Here is a 12,962-nt window from a genome sequence, read left to right as displayed (position 1 = left end):
TGCCTCTTTTCTATTTTTCTTGCTCTTCAGTATAACATAACAAATAAAGCGAGAAAATTCAGAGGGATTTAAATGATTTCCTAATTCTTAAATTTTCGTTATACTAATTTTATTCATGAAATAAAAGGGGGAACTCAATTGAAAAAAATGTTAAGTGAATTTAAAGAGTTTATTGTAAAAGGAAATGTACTAGATTTAGCAGTTGGGGTTGTGATTGGGAGCGCGTTTACTGCAATTGTTAAACAAGTCGTAGATGGCCTTATCACTCCATTAGTCGGATTAATTGTTTCTTTAATTCCAGGAACAAAAAATGGTAGTTTAGAAGATTCACTAACGGTATTAGATGTACGTATAAATGGTGTAGTATTTCAATTTGGAGATGTCATTAGTGCTATTGTTACCTTTATTATCACAGGATTTGTCCTTTTCCTAGTTGTACGTGCTGCAAATAGAGCAAAAGAATTGCGAAAACCTGCAGAAGAAGAACTTGTTGAAGATGCACCTACTGCTGAAGAGTACTTAGCGGAAATCCGTGACCTTTTAAAGGCACAACAAAATGGTCAACTGTATGATCCAAATCATCCATACGATAAAGATTAATAAAAAAACGTTCGCAGAGGATTCTCATGCGAACGTTTTTTTGTATAACAAGTCAGTAAACACTGAAACTATACTCTATAAAATAAAAAAAGATAAGTCAGCTTAATTTATCCTTTAATAATTTTTTTATTATTTTTTTCATCGGATAATGATACGCAATAAAAAAAGCAAAAAGAATTTTTCTTTTTGCTCAAAAATTCACGATTACACTACTTGATCCAAAAATTCAATCTCGACCGTTTTTGTTAAAATATCTGAATAACTATACGATACTCGTTCAAATGAATTTTCTTCGGGATCTAAATCTACTACAAATACTGCAGGATATGTTTCAGTTAACACACCGCGACGTTCTGTGTGACGCTTTCTACCTGTTTGGGCAACGAGCATCAATTCATAACCGATCTTACCTTCTAAATCTTGCTTGATTGTTGCTAAAGTCATTGGCATCATCTTCACCTCACTAAACAGTGTAGCACAGATGTCCTAAATATTCAAATTTATCATAAATTTTATTTATTTTCAACTAATATTTATTTTTCACCTTATTTTCTTAAGAAAGAAACAATTCTATTTTTATTTTTATTTTATTTACTTGATATCTGATTGTTTTCGCTGGAACATATAATTCGTTGGCTATTTCATGTACTTCCTTGCCTTCAAGAATTTTAATCAATATTTGTTGGCTAAAAAATGGTAACTGATTGATGCAGTCATTAATAGCTTCTATCGCTACTAATCGGTTTAATGAATCATCGCGAGTAGGAATATGGTATAAAGATGTCTATTCGCTTGTCGCATATTGAGTGTAATCTTCCCACGAAACACTTAAAGAATCTATTTGTCGCTTATACGCATTTTGTTTTCTTAAATGACTTTTGATATTATTTTCAAAAGTTCGTTTAAAAAAAGAACCAAAACTAGCTCCCATATTCGGTTTATACGCATTTTTTGCTTTATATAGTGAAATATAGCCCTCTTGTGACCAATCATCTTCATCAAATCCTTTAATGTAATATTTTTTTTGTAAAGCACGGACTATAGGAAAATATTGTTGAAACAGTTGAAGAAGTTGATCATTTTCTGCTTGATTCAAAGTTTCTAAATTGGCCATATTATTCACTCCCTTAGTATAGTTTTTAGAGTATAGCAAAAGAAAGATTGCTTGTTTCTCATAAAACTAGTCAAAAATTTAGATTTTTATGACGATTTATTCTACTAAATTTGGTGCTCGCTCTCATCTTTGAGTATAATAAGTAAGAATAAAGAAAGGAGTGAGTCGATGAAGAAAATAACGATTAATGATGTTGCACGTGAAGCTGGTGTTTCTAAGACAACCATTTCTAGATTTTTAAATCAAAATTATAACAATATGTCTGAACAAACAAAGAATCGAATTGAAAAAGTTATTCAAGATTTGAACTATCGCCCGAATAAACAAGCTCAGTCGCTTAAGTCAAAACATAGTTTCTTGATTGGTGTTGTAGTTGCTGATATCTCAAATATGTTTTCATCATTACTTCTAAAAGGAATCGGAACAATTCTTGAACAAAAAGGGTATCAGATGATTATTATGGATGCAGCGAATTCGATATCTAAAGAAAAAGTATTACTAGAACGGTTACTTGATCAAAATGTTGATGCGATTATTTTACAGCCTTCGTCTAGTTATACTTCTACATATCAATTTTTAGTCGATCGATCTCTCCCCGTACTTTTAGTTGATCGTGATACAATTCCAAAGCAATGGTCTAGTATTTTAACAAATAATGAAGACGCAACCTATACACTTGCTGAAGAAATCGAACGTAAAGGTTATGAACATATTATTGTAGTTAGTGAGCCATTAAATGAAGTTCGTACTCGAGCGAGCCGTTATCGTGTTTTTGAAGAATATACCAAACAGTCAGAACAAACGTTATCCTTAGTAGAGTTGACTAGACAATCTGAAGTCGATTCTTATTTGAATGGATTACTTCCACTAAATAAAAAAACAGTTCTATTTGCTTCAAATGGACGAATGTTGATGCAGTGTCTCCAATGGCTGATTCAAAATAACGTTTCACTTCCGACTACTATCGGAATTACTGGATTTGATGACTGGAATATCACAGAATTAATCGGGCCAGGAATAACTAGTATCGAGCAACCTTCCTATGAACTGGGGAAAACTGCTGCTCAACTATTACTTGAAGAAATAAACGAAAAAGAAAAAATGCAACAAGTCATTGTTCCTTCTAACATTCGTTGGCGACATTCTCTATAAAAAATAAGTTATTTAATAAAAAAGAAAAAAGGAATTATCTTCTCATAAGAGAATAGATCATTTCTTTTTTTCTTTTTTATTTTTGTTTTTTTAAAATGAAAGCGTTGACACGATCAGGAAACCGGTTTACTATTTGTTTATAGAAACCGGTTTCCTAAAGGAGGAATTTTTCATGTCTACAGCGCAGCGACCTATTTTTTTAAATTTACTCGTATTCGATTCAGATTTTCAATCTGGTAGTTCTCAAGTAGATCTGGTACAAAAAGCAATTGACCTAGGATTTACGCATATCGAAATTCGTCGTGAGTATTTCCGTAATGTTGACACAGAACTTCAGCAAATAAGAGAGCTTGTAAATAAATTTGATCTAACGTTATTTTATAGTGTTCCTGATCAACTTTATATCGAAGGTAAACTAAACCCAAAATTAACTACGTATTTAGATGAATCTCTTTTTTTAGGAGTAACACAAATCAAATGGACTATTGGTGATTTTGATACTGAACTTCAGCAAAACGAATTGAAAGTGCTATTAAAAAAAGGGGTTAAGATTACAGTCGAAAATGATCAGACACAAGAATCTGGTAGAATTGCTGCAGTTGAATCTTTTATGAAACAAATAAATACTACTTCATTACCAATTGGATATGTATTAGATTTAGGGAACTTTCGCTTCGTAGGAGAAAATGAAATGGATGCTTTAGATAAATTAGCTCCGTACGTTACCTACTTGCACTTAAAAGATGTAACCTATCAAAATGAGCAACCTCTAGCAATTGATTTAGACTCGGGTGTTATCGACTGGCAATCAGTACTTCATTTATTGCCAAGTATTCCAGTAGCCATTGAATATCCTACTAGCTCGACAAACGCTATTTTACAAGCAAAAGAAAAAATTCAGGAGGCTTTATCTTATGGACAAACAAACTAAAATCGATCCCGAAATATTTGCTTATAATTTTATGAAGACAATTCATCGACCTGAAATCGAAAAAAAGGATATGGAAGTAGCGGCTAAAGAAGCATTAGCTGCTTATCTCTCAGCGTACTATCTTATCCAGAACTTTAATAAAATTGAAAATGAATTTTTTAGTGAAGAAGATACCCGACATAAATCCAATTATCAACGAATTTTAAGTGAATTAAACAACTATTAAGGAGGCACGAACTCATGGGTGGTGCGATTACTGGTATTTTACTTGCAATTACATTCGTCATCTTCGTTATTTATGCAATGAAGGGCGGAAATTTGACCGTTGGCTTTTTCGCAATGGCTGTACTGTGGGCGATCATTGGGATGGTTCCTTTTCAAACAGCCATTAAAGAAATTTTTACAGATCCTGTTCTCAACTATGGCAAAACTGCTGCTTATATTATTTTTGGTTCTTGGTTCGGACGAGTGCTTGTTGATACAGGTATTGCAGGAAGTATCAGTAGACGAACCGAAAAAGTGGGGAAAAAACGTCCAGTTTTAGCTACTATTTTAATTGCTATTGTTGTCGTGTTAATCTTTACAAGCTCTTATGGTGTAGGATCTGCCATTGCAGTTGGGGTTATTTTATTTCCGATCATGTTCTCCATCGGTGTTCCAAAACCAATCGCTGTTTCAGTATTTACAATTGCAATCGGTGCAGCAATGTATGTAAATAATGTATTGTTTGTCCAATTTCAAGTTTTCTTCCCAGAAGTTGCGTGGGGCCCGCACTATCAACGATTTGGGTTTGTCGCAATGTTTGTTCAATTAGCCGTTTTAATTGCATTTATTCTATTTAATGCAAAAAAAATTCGTAATGGAAAACCGATCATCGTTGAAAGTGATTTTAAGGATACAACATTAGATGTTCCAATTTGGACCTATATTTTACCAATATTACCTGTAGCATTAAGTATTTTTGCGAAATGGGATGCGATTCCAGCTTTATTATTTTCCACACTCCTTGCATTTTTAGCTACTGGAAATATGAAAAGCTATACTCGTTTTGTTACGATGATGAACGATACAGCCAAATTAGCAATTAGTGATATTGCTGGATTATTGATTATGCTATTTGTTTTGACTATGTTTCAGTCAGCAGCTATTCATGCAACTTCTAGTTTTACCGAATTGTTCCAACAAATCATTCCAAACAACAAATTATTATTGATCGTTATCGTAGCTATCATTGCCCCACTATCCTACTTTAGAGGACCACTAATGTTGTATGGAGCTGGAGCTGCTACCGCGGCAATTTTAGTGAGTACTGGTTTGTTTAATCAATACTTCTTATATGGACTACTAGTTGTTCCATCCATGATGGGTGTGTCTGCATGTATCACTCAATCTTGGAATCTATGGTCCGTTCAATATGCCAAACTAGATACAAAAACATTTTTACTTACTGGACTTCCTTGGGCTTGGGGAGCAACCGTAATTAATTTATTTGTAGCCTACATCTTATTATAAGTAGAAAAGGGGAATTTCAAATGACAGAATTTTTAACGATTGGTGAACCGATTGCCTTATTTGGCTCAAAAGAAGTAGATTTATCCTTGAAAGATGCCACTCAATTTCAAAAATTTTTAGCAGGTGCTGAAGTCAATGTTGCAGTCGGAGTCTCACGATTAGGGCACTCAAGTACGTATATTTCGCAAGTTGGGAAAGACCCTTTTGGTGATTTTATTATCGACGCGTTAAAGAAAAATAAAATTGAAACCGCTCTCGTTGGGCAGACTCCAGATTATTGGACCGCTTTTCAACTAAAAGATCGAGTGAGTACCGGCGATCCGAGTATTTTCTATTTCAGAAAAGGTTCGGCTGCAGCACACTTTGATCCAAATATCCTACGAAATATTGATTTTTCAACTTTAAAATTTGCACATTTATCTGGGATTTTTCCAGCAATTTCACAACAAGCGTGCCAAGCATTCACTCAGTTGATCGAGCTATTGGCACATCATCATATTCCAACTACGTTTGATCCAAACTTGCGTCCACAACTTTGGGAAAGCACAGAAAAAATGCGTGATACATTAAATCATTTCGCTTCTTTTGCAACAATTGTTTTACCAGGAATCAATGAAGGTGAGATTTTAGTCGGTAGCCGTGATCCAAATGAAATTGCTGATTTTTATTTACAAAATGGAACAGCGACACAAATCGTGATTGTAAAACTCGGTGAAGAAGGCGCATTTATCAAAACGAAACAAGGTGAAGCTTATACAGTCCCTGGTTTTCATGTAACAAAAGTTGTAGATACAGTAGGCGCTGGAGATGGCTTTGCCGTTGGTCTTCTAACTGGATTAATGGAAAATCTATCTTTAAAAGAAGCAGTGATACGTGCCAATGCAGTAGGTGCACTTGCTGTACAGTCTGCAGGTGATAGTGATGGCTATCCTACAAAAGAAGAATTGGATACTTTTTTAAAAGCACAAGAGGTCGTATTATGAAATTACAAGTCGCAATCGATCGAGTTCCTTTAGATGTTGCTAAAGAATTGGCCCAGATACTTGATTCGTACGCTGATGTGATTGAAATTGGCACGTCATTAGTAAAAGATTATGGTAATTTGGCGATTACCACAATCAAACAAGCAACCAAACATGCCCAACTCCTTGTCGATAGCAAAACAATCGATGAAGGTCATTATGAATTTACGCAAGGGTTTAAACACGGTGCAGATTATATTACCGTAATGGGCGCAGCTTCTCTTGATACATTAAAAACTTGCTATCAAGTCAGTGAAGCACTACAGAAAACTATGGTGATCGATCTACTAGAAGTTCAAGATGAAAAAATCGCCCAAATCAGCGGATTTGATAATGCACTCTATGCACTACATCATTCTATCGATCGAGAAGATGAATTTGATGCTGTTGCTACAGTAACTAAGTTTCATCAAAAATTTCCTACTATTTCACGCTTAGCGATTGCTGGTGGAATCGATTTACTCACAGCTCAAGATTTAGCTAAACAAGGGATCATTGAGCAAATTATTGTCGGTTCAGCGATTACAAAAGCAGAAGATCCTATAAAAGCAATCAAACAATTTAAGGAGGCACTTTTATCATGATTCAAAAAGTAATGGACGAAATCAATACTGTCATGCAACAAGTAGATGAAACGCAATTAGAACAAGCACTCGCTTTATTTGATAAACAAACGAGAATTTTTATTACCGGTGCAGGTAGAAGTGGATTTCAAGCCAAAAGTTTTGCCATGCGTCTGATGCATATCGGATACACTGACTTCGTGATTGGCGAAACAATTACACCTTCTATTCAACAAGGAGATCTTTGGATCGCTATTTCAGGATCTGGAACGACCTCAGGTATTTTAAAAGAAACTGAAACAGCTAAAAAAATGGGATTGACAATTTTAGCTATCACAAGTGATCCTACTTCTCCTTTAGCTATATTAGCAGATACTGTTCTAATCGTTCCAGGCGCGACAAAAACTGGCTCAGGTATCGCTTCAATTCAATTATTATCGACATTATTTGATCAAACCGTTCATATCACACTAGATGTTTTAGCCTTAATGATCGCCCAAAAGGATCAGACTTCTAACGAACAAGCACTCCATGAACATGTGAACATCGAATAAACGAGTTGGACTTGACCTAACAAGTCCAACTCGTTTATTTTTTTTTACTTAATTCTTTTAATTTTTGGTTGAGCACTTCTAATTGGGTCTTATCCCAAGGTGAATTTCGACGATATGCACTATAGTCGATTTCTTTTTGATGTTGTGTAATTGTTTTTTCAGTTTTTTGGATTTGCTGATACAGTTCGCGTGCTGAAACCCTCAAAGCTCCCTGTGAAAAAACGACCCATTGTTCTGCTAAATCGCTTGTAGCCACTCGAACTTGGGTGATAACATTATTTTTTTCACCCGCGATACGTTCGATATAAGAATCAGCTGTCTCGCCTTCTTCTGTAAAAATCACTTCCAACTGATATTTTTGATAGCTTTGTGTTACGCCCGGAACGAGTTGAGCATCAAATACGACAATTACTTCTAGTCCTTCATATTTTGCCATATTTGATAAACGCTGTAGTAAATCTTCTCGAGCCTCTTCTAGTCGATCTTGATTTTTTAATGTGGCAAGTTCAGGCCATGCCCCGATCATATTATAACCATCTACAATCAACAATTCATTTTTCATGTATGATCCACTCGTCGTTGATAGTATGCTTCATACATCAATAAACCTGCTGCAACCCCCGCATTTAAACTTTGAACATGACCTGTCATTGGAATGGTTAATAATTCATCCGTTTGTTTTTTCAAACCTTCACTCATTCCACGACCCTCGTTGCCAACAATCAGCGCGATAGACCCTTTTGCATTCCAAGAACGATAATCTGTACCTTTCATATCCGTACCAAAAATCCAGAATCCTTGTTCTTTTAATTGTTGAACAGCTTGTGATAAGTTGGTGACACGTGCAGTTGGAACATGCTCTACGGCTCCAGTCGATGTTTTGACTACAACAGGAGTAATTCCTACAGCACGATGTTTTGGAATAATAATGCCATCGACGCCACTTGCATCTGCAGTTCTCAAAATCGAACCAAAATTATGTGGATCTTCCAAACTATCTAAAATTAGATAAAATGGTTGCTCCGGTGAACGTTCGATCAGTTCATCTAAACTTAAATACTCGTAAGGTGTAATGGCTAAAATCATCCCTTGATGAACGCCATTTTGGCTCATTGTATCAAGCTTTTGTTTTGGAACCCATTTGACTGGAACGGCTTGTTCACGGCTTAATTCTTTTAATTCATCGATTTTATCGCCATGTGCATCTTCTAGTAAAAATAGTTTATTTCCTCGGCCTTGCTTTAATGCTTCGACTACAGCATGATGCCCAAAAACAAAGTTTTCTGCTAGCTCTTCTTCTGTGCGTTCGACTTCACGTGATGTTTTTTCGACTCGTTTTGCTTTAGAACTTCTCTTTTTATCAAAGTTCTCTCGCTTTTGTTGTCGTGGATTATTTCTTACCATCTAAATCGCCTACTTTCTCAATACACCATTGAATCAATTCTTCTAATCGCGCGTGTTGCTTTGTCAAATGTAAATACCCCATCAAGGCCTCAAAGCCAGTTGAAATACGATACGTTGTGATATCGGCATTTTTAGCGCTTGTATAACTTTTACTATTACGTCCTCGACGGTAAAAATCTTGTTCTTCTTGAGTCAATACTTCTTCTTCTAACATTTGATGTATCAACGCTGCTTGTGCTTTAGCTGAAACGTAATGTGTCGCTGCTTTGTGCAATTGGTTTGGTCGTGTCAAACCAATCGATACTAAGTGATCCCGAACATAAATTTCATAGATTGCATCGCCAACATATGCCAAAGCCAAACCATTTAACTGTTTATAATCTCTCATTTATTCTCTTCTCCAACGTGTTCCTTGTGCCGTATCTTCTAAAATAATTCCTTGTGCTTTCAACAAATCGCGTATTTCATCACTACGTGCAAAATTGCGATTTGTACGTGCTTCGTTTCGCTCTTGAATCAATTGTTCTACTGTTTCATCAACCAGTTCCGTTGTAAATTCAACACCAAAAATACTTAACCATTGTGTTAGTAAGGAGACTGCTTGTTCTAAAATATTTCTTGAAACTTCAGTCTGTTCAATATAACGATTCAGCCATTTACTTAATTCATAAATAACTGTTAATCCATTTGCTGTATTGAAATCATCATCCATTTCTGTAATAAATTGCTCACGCAACATATCAAGTTCTTGTTTTAAAATCATATCCGCTTCTAAGTGGTCATGCGCGTGTTCTAAACGAAAATTAGCACTCTCGATAGTCGTCTTCAACCGTTGAAGATTCGTTCCCGCTTCTTCAATCCCTTTTATAGAATAACGTAAAGGACGTCGATACTGTGTACTTGCTAAAAAGAAGCGTAAAACTTGAGGATCAATCTCTTGTATCAATTCATGAACAGTCACAAAATTTCCTAAAGATTTACTCATTTTTTCGTCTTCATTTCCCATTGTCACAAATCCGTTATGCATCCAATAATTTGCAAATACATGCCCGGTTTTTGCTTCACTTTGCGCAATCTCATTTTCATGATGTGGAAAAGCTAGATCTTGCCCTCCGCCATGGATATCGATTGTTTCGCCTAATTCTTTTGTTGCCATCACGGAACATTCGATATGCCATCCTGGACGTCCAGATCCCCAAGGAGTTTCCCAAGAGATTTCATTTGATTTCGCATGTTTCCATAAAGCAAAATCTAAAGGATCTTCCTTGATTTGCTGTTCCTCACCCGTTCTTTGACTTGCACCGATCTCAAGCTCATCAATAGATTGTCCGCTTAATTTACCATAGCGATCAAATCTGCGCGTTCGATAATATACGTCACCGTTGATTTCATAAGCATATCCTTTATCAAGCAACACCTCGATAAAGGCAACAATATCTTCAATATAATCCATCACTCGAGGATTTTTATCCGCAGGTTGTACATTCAATGCGTGTGTGTCTTCATTAAATGCATCGATAAAGCGTTGCGCTACTTCAGGTGCGGTCTCACCTAATTCATTTGCAACGCGAATAATTTTATCATCTACGTCAGTAAAATTCGAAACATAGTGAACGTCATATCCTCGGTAAGTAAAATAGCGTCGAATCGTATCAAAAGCTACCGTACTACGGCCGTTTCCGACATGAATGTAATTGTAAACTGTTGGCCCGCAAACATACATCTTTACTTTATTTTCTTCTAAGGGCTTAAATAATTCTTTTTGCCTAGTCATTGTATTATAAATTTTAATCATCTAACTTTTGCTCCTTTCAAACGAACGATTTTTGCTGGAACACCTACTGCAGTCGCTTCAGCTGGTATATCTTGTATCACGACTGCTCCAGCACCGATCTTAGCATATTCTCCGATCGTCACAGGTCCTAATACTTGTGTATTACATGAAATAACTGCTCCTCTTTTAACAGTAGGATGACGCTTTCCGCGATCTTTTCCCGTTCCACCTAGCGTTACACCATGAAATAAAACGACATCTTCTTCAATTTCTGCAGTTTCTCCAATAACGATTCCCATACCATGATCAATAAAGACTCCTGGAGCAATCGTAGCCCCGGGATGAATCTCAATACCAGTAAAATTACGCCAAATTTGAGAATGTATTCTAGCTAGTAAGAAAAAATGATGTTTATATAAAAAATGCGATACTCGATGCCAAAATAAAGCATGTACACCTGGATAAGTCAGTATCACTTCTAAGGTAGTCCTTGCCGCAGGATCATTTTTTTTAGCGGCTGCAACTGCACGTTTCATCCAACTCATTCGTTTTATTTAATCCTTCCTCTGATTCATTTTCTAAAAAAATCGCGTCTTTTTACATACACAATGCATGTAAAAAGACGCGACGGCGTGGTTCCACTTTTCTTTACAGATTTCTCTGCCTTGAAAGAATAACGGTCTTCATCCGTTCTTGACGTTAGCCAAAACCACTCCCAGGTGCATTTCCTTATCCTTTTGATTGTTTTCACCAGCCACAATCTCTCTTAAAAAAGGAAGTCGTACTTCGTCTGTTCATTGTGTTTGTTTATAAAACTTGATTTAAATGTGCTAAAGCTTTTTCTTTACCTAGTAATTCTACTGTATCTGGTAATTCAGGACCATGAGTTTGTCCTGAAACAGCTACGCGGATCGGCATAAAGAGGTTTTTCCCTTTAATACCAGTCTCTTTTTGTACTTCTTTAATTGCTGCTTTGACCTCTGCAGCTTCTACAATTTCCATCGCTGCTAATTTTTCTTTAAAAGCTGCCAAAACAGTTGGTACTGTTTCACCTACTAAGACTTCCTCAGCCGCTTCATCTAATGTTGGATGTTCTTCAAAGAATAAACTAGAAAGTTCTACGATTTCTTGTGCATAGCTCATTTGTGGTTGGTATAACGCGACAATTTTTTTGATCCAAGCTTGTTTTGTTTCGTCCAATTCACCTAAATCATGTGCTTTTACTAGATATGGTGTACACATTGCAGCCAGTACATCTAGATCCATAGCTTTCATATACGCATTGTTTACCCATTCTAGTTTTTTAGCATCAAAGGCTGCTGGTGATTTACTTAAACGCTCATGATCGAATAATTTAATCAATTCTTCTTGACTAAACAATTCATCTTCGCCCACTGGTGACCAACCTAGAAGTGCAATAAAGTTGAACATTGCTTCTGGTAAGTAACCTAATTCACGGTATTGTTCAATAAATTGTAAAATCGTTTCGTCACGCTTGCTTAATTTTTTCCCTGTTTCTGAATTGATGATCAATGTCATATGTCCAAATTCAGGAGGTGTCCAACCGAATGCTTCGTAAATCATCAATTGTTTTGGTGTATTAGCAATATGGTCATCTCCACGTAGTACGTGTGTGATTTTCATCAAATGATCGTCAACAGCTACCGCAAAGTTATATGTCGGCATGCCATCACGTTTTTGAATAACAAAATCTCCACCAACGTTTTCAGCTTCAAAAGCGATCTCACCTTTTACCATATCGTCAAAGCGATACTCATTACCTTTTGGAACGCGGAATCGAATAACAGGAGTAACTCCCATTGATTCTTTTTCTGCTTGTTCTTCTGGAGATAGATTAGCACATTTTCCACCATAATGAGGCATCTCACCATGCGAGCGTTGTGCTTCACGTTCAGCTTCTAATTCTTCTTCCGTACAGTAACATTTGTATGCTAAGTTACTCGCTAATAGTTGATCAATCATTGGTTGATAGATTTCTTTACGCTCCGATTGACGATATGGTCCATATTCACCTGGTTTTTGTGGTGATTCATCCCATTCCATCCCTAACCATGCTAGGTTTTCTAATTGGCTTTTTTCACCATCTTCGATATTACGTTTTTGATCGGTATCTTCGATGCGGATAATAAATTCTCCATCATGATGGCGCGCATATAGGTAATTAAATAGTGCGGTTCTCGCATTTCCAATATGCAAATGTCCAGTTGGACTTGGTGCATAACGTACACGTACTTTTGTCATAATAATCCTCTTTTCTTAACTATCGATTTTATTCTAAAATAAAATGATTCTTCTCGCTTACAAAAAAAGCTGTT

Annotated in this window: 16 protein-coding genes and 1 other annotated feature; of the genes, 8 read left to right on the top strand and 8 right to left on the bottom strand. The window is 36.0% G+C overall.

Annotated features, from left to right (window positions below; translation table 11 throughout):
- Positions 1–147: 147 nt before the first annotated feature.
- Positions 148–600, top strand: a complete 453-nt coding sequence (mscL, locus tag I573_RS04090) for a large conductance mechanosensitive channel protein MscL (RefSeq protein ID WP_035020590.1) — start codon at positions 148–150, stop codon at positions 598–600.
- A gap of 204 nt (positions 601–804) precedes the next feature.
- On the opposite strand, the gene I573_RS04085 is transcribed toward mscL, so the two are convergent.
- Both I573_RS04085 and I573_RS04080 read right to left on the bottom strand, forming a co-directional pair.
- Positions 805–1,050 (bottom strand): Veg family protein, encoded by a 246-nt coding sequence (locus I573_RS04085; RefSeq protein ID WP_035020532.1) that lies wholly within the window; start codon positions 1,048–1,050, stop codon positions 805–807.
- 334 nt (positions 1,051–1,384) lie between these two features.
- Complete coding sequence (locus tag I573_RS04080) at positions 1,385–1,714, bottom strand: sigma-70 family RNA polymerase sigma factor (RefSeq protein WP_016186209.1); 330 nt, start codon at positions 1,712–1,714, stop codon at positions 1,385–1,387.
- Positions 1,715–1,882: 168 nt separating this feature from the next.
- Here I573_RS04080 and I573_RS04075 point away from each other — a divergent pair, with 168 nt between their 5' ends.
- From I573_RS04075 to hxlB, 7 genes are all read left to right on the top strand, one after another.
- Positions 1,883–2,866 carry a LacI family DNA-binding transcriptional regulator gene (locus tag I573_RS04075; protein ID WP_016186210.1) on the top strand — a complete coding sequence of 328 codons (984 nt, stop codon included), beginning with the start codon at positions 1,883–1,885 and terminating at the stop codon, positions 2,864–2,866.
- Positions 2,867–3,038: 172 nt separating this feature from the next.
- On the top strand, positions 3,039–3,797 hold the full coding sequence (locus tag I573_RS04070; protein WP_016186211.1) for a sugar phosphate isomerase/epimerase family protein: 759 nt from the start codon (positions 3,039–3,041) through the stop codon (positions 3,795–3,797).
- Positions 3,781–4,023: a hypothetical protein gene (locus I573_RS04065; RefSeq protein WP_016186212.1), complete on the top strand. Its 243-nt coding sequence runs from the start codon at positions 3,781–3,783 to the stop codon at positions 4,021–4,023. Before I573_RS04070 ends, I573_RS04065 begins: the two co-directional genes overlap by 17 nt.
- Before the next feature lie 14 nt (positions 4,024–4,037).
- Complete coding sequence (locus tag I573_RS04060) at positions 4,038–5,309, top strand: hypothetical protein (protein WP_016186213.1); 1,272 nt, start codon at positions 4,038–4,040, stop codon at positions 5,307–5,309.
- Positions 5,310–5,329: 20 nt separating this feature from the next.
- Positions 5,330–6,292 (top strand): sugar kinase, encoded by a 963-nt coding sequence (locus I573_RS04055; protein ID WP_016186214.1) that lies wholly within the window; start codon positions 5,330–5,332, stop codon positions 6,290–6,292.
- Positions 6,289–6,915, top strand: coding sequence for an orotidine 5'-phosphate decarboxylase / HUMPS family protein (locus tag I573_RS04050; protein WP_016186215.1), 627 nt, complete (start codon positions 6,289–6,291; stop codon positions 6,913–6,915). The genes I573_RS04055 and I573_RS04050 overlap by 4 nt, the downstream gene beginning before the upstream one ends.
- A complete protein-coding gene (hxlB, locus tag I573_RS04045; protein WP_016186216.1) occupies positions 6,912–7,448 on the top strand; it encodes a 6-phospho-3-hexuloisomerase in 537 nt (178 codons plus the stop codon). The genes I573_RS04050 and hxlB overlap by 4 nt, the downstream gene beginning before the upstream one ends.
- A 34-nt stretch (positions 7,449–7,482) precedes the next feature.
- On the opposite strand, the gene I573_RS04040 is transcribed toward hxlB, so the two are convergent.
- From I573_RS04040 to gltX, 6 genes are all read right to left on the bottom strand, one after another.
- Positions 7,483–8,010 carry an NYN domain-containing protein gene (locus I573_RS04040; protein WP_016186217.1) on the bottom strand — a complete coding sequence of 176 codons (528 nt, stop codon included), beginning with the start codon at positions 8,008–8,010 and terminating at the stop codon, positions 7,483–7,485.
- The gene (gene rlmB, locus I573_RS04035) at positions 8,007–8,852 is read right to left on the bottom strand and encodes a 23S rRNA (guanosine(2251)-2'-O)-methyltransferase RlmB (RefSeq protein WP_016186218.1); all 846 of its coding nucleotides are present in this window, start codon (positions 8,850–8,852) and stop codon (positions 8,007–8,009) included. Before rlmB ends, I573_RS04040 begins: the two co-directional genes overlap by 4 nt.
- Complete coding sequence (locus I573_RS04030) at positions 8,839–9,240, bottom strand: Mini-ribonuclease 3 (protein ID WP_016186219.1); 402 nt, start codon at positions 9,238–9,240, stop codon at positions 8,839–8,841. The genes rlmB and I573_RS04030 overlap by 14 nt, the downstream gene beginning before the upstream one ends.
- Entirely contained in the window at positions 9,241–10,647 is a 1,407-nt protein-coding gene (gene cysS / locus I573_RS04025) for a cysteine--tRNA ligase (RefSeq protein WP_016186220.1), read from the bottom strand.
- Positions 10,644–11,171, bottom strand: a complete 528-nt coding sequence (epsC, locus tag I573_RS04020) for a serine O-acetyltransferase EpsC (RefSeq protein ID WP_016186221.1) — start codon at positions 11,169–11,171, stop codon at positions 10,644–10,646. The genes cysS and epsC overlap by 4 nt, the downstream gene beginning before the upstream one ends.
- 70 nt (positions 11,172–11,241) lie before the next feature.
- Positions 11,242–11,433, bottom strand: a binding site (T-box leader).
- Positions 11,434–12,888, bottom strand: coding sequence for a glutamate--tRNA ligase (gene gltX / locus I573_RS04015; protein WP_016186222.1), 1,455 nt, complete (start codon positions 12,886–12,888; stop codon positions 11,434–11,436).
- Between the last annotated feature and the right edge of the window lie 74 nt (positions 12,889–12,962).

The sequence above is a fragment of the Enterococcus sulfureus ATCC 49903 genome, from assembly GCF_000407605.1.
Classification (GTDB): domain Bacteria; phylum Bacillota; class Bacilli; order Lactobacillales; family Enterococcaceae; genus Enterococcus_G; species Enterococcus_G sulfureus.
The sequence above is the reverse complement of the archived record's forward strand: the minus strand, read 5'-3'. Positions and strand labels throughout refer to the sequence as shown.

What these genes read in the sequence shown, in the direction of transcription:
- I573_RS04085 (WP_035020532.1), bottom strand. Translation starts at nt 1,050, where the DNA reads ATGCCAATGACTTTAGCAACAATCAAGCAAGATTTAGAAGGTAAGATC.
- I573_RS04070 (WP_016186211.1), top strand. Translation starts at nt 3,039, where the DNA reads ATGTCTACAGCGCAGCGACCTATTTTTTTAAATTTACTCGTATTCGAT.
- I573_RS04075 (WP_016186210.1), top strand. Translation starts at nt 1,883, where the DNA reads ATGAAGAAAATAACGATTAATGATGTTGCACGTGAAGCTGGTGTTTCT.
- I573_RS04050 (WP_016186215.1), top strand. Translation starts at nt 6,289, where the DNA reads ATGAAATTACAAGTCGCAATCGATCGAGTTCCTTTAGATGTTGCTAAA.
- gltX (WP_016186222.1), bottom strand. Translation starts at nt 12,888, where the DNA reads ATGACAAAAGTACGTGTACGTTATGCACCAAGTCCAACTGGACATTTG.
- I573_RS04060 (WP_016186213.1), top strand. Translation starts at nt 4,038, where the DNA reads ATGGGTGGTGCGATTACTGGTATTTTACTTGCAATTACATTCGTCATC.
- I573_RS04080 (WP_016186209.1), bottom strand. Translation starts at nt 1,714, where the DNA reads ATGGCCAATTTAGAAACTTTGAATCAAGCAGAAAATGATCAACTTCTT.
- hxlB (WP_016186216.1), top strand. Translation starts at nt 6,912, where the DNA reads ATGATTCAAAAAGTAATGGACGAAATCAATACTGTCATGCAACAAGTA.
- cysS (WP_016186220.1), bottom strand. Translation starts at nt 10,647, where the DNA reads ATGATTAAAATTTATAATACAATGACTAGGCAAAAAGAATTATTTAAG.
- I573_RS04040 (WP_016186217.1), bottom strand. Translation starts at nt 8,010, where the DNA reads ATGAAAAATGAATTGTTGATTGTAGATGGTTATAATATGATCGGGGCA.
- I573_RS04030 (WP_016186219.1), bottom strand. Translation starts at nt 9,240, where the DNA reads ATGAGAGATTATAAACAGTTAAATGGTTTGGCTTTGGCATATGTTGGC.
- mscL (WP_035020590.1), top strand. Translation starts at nt 148, where the DNA reads ATGTTAAGTGAATTTAAAGAGTTTATTGTAAAAGGAAATGTACTAGAT.
- I573_RS04065 (WP_016186212.1), top strand. Translation starts at nt 3,781, where the DNA reads ATGGACAAACAAACTAAAATCGATCCCGAAATATTTGCTTATAATTTT.
- rlmB (WP_016186218.1), bottom strand. Translation starts at nt 8,852, where the DNA reads ATGGTAAGAAATAATCCACGACAACAAAAGCGAGAGAACTTTGATAAA.
- I573_RS04055 (WP_016186214.1), top strand. Translation starts at nt 5,330, where the DNA reads ATGACAGAATTTTTAACGATTGGTGAACCGATTGCCTTATTTGGCTCA.
- epsC (WP_016186221.1), bottom strand. Translation starts at nt 11,171, where the DNA reads ATGAGTTGGATGAAACGTGCAGTTGCAGCCGCTAAAAAAAATGATCCT.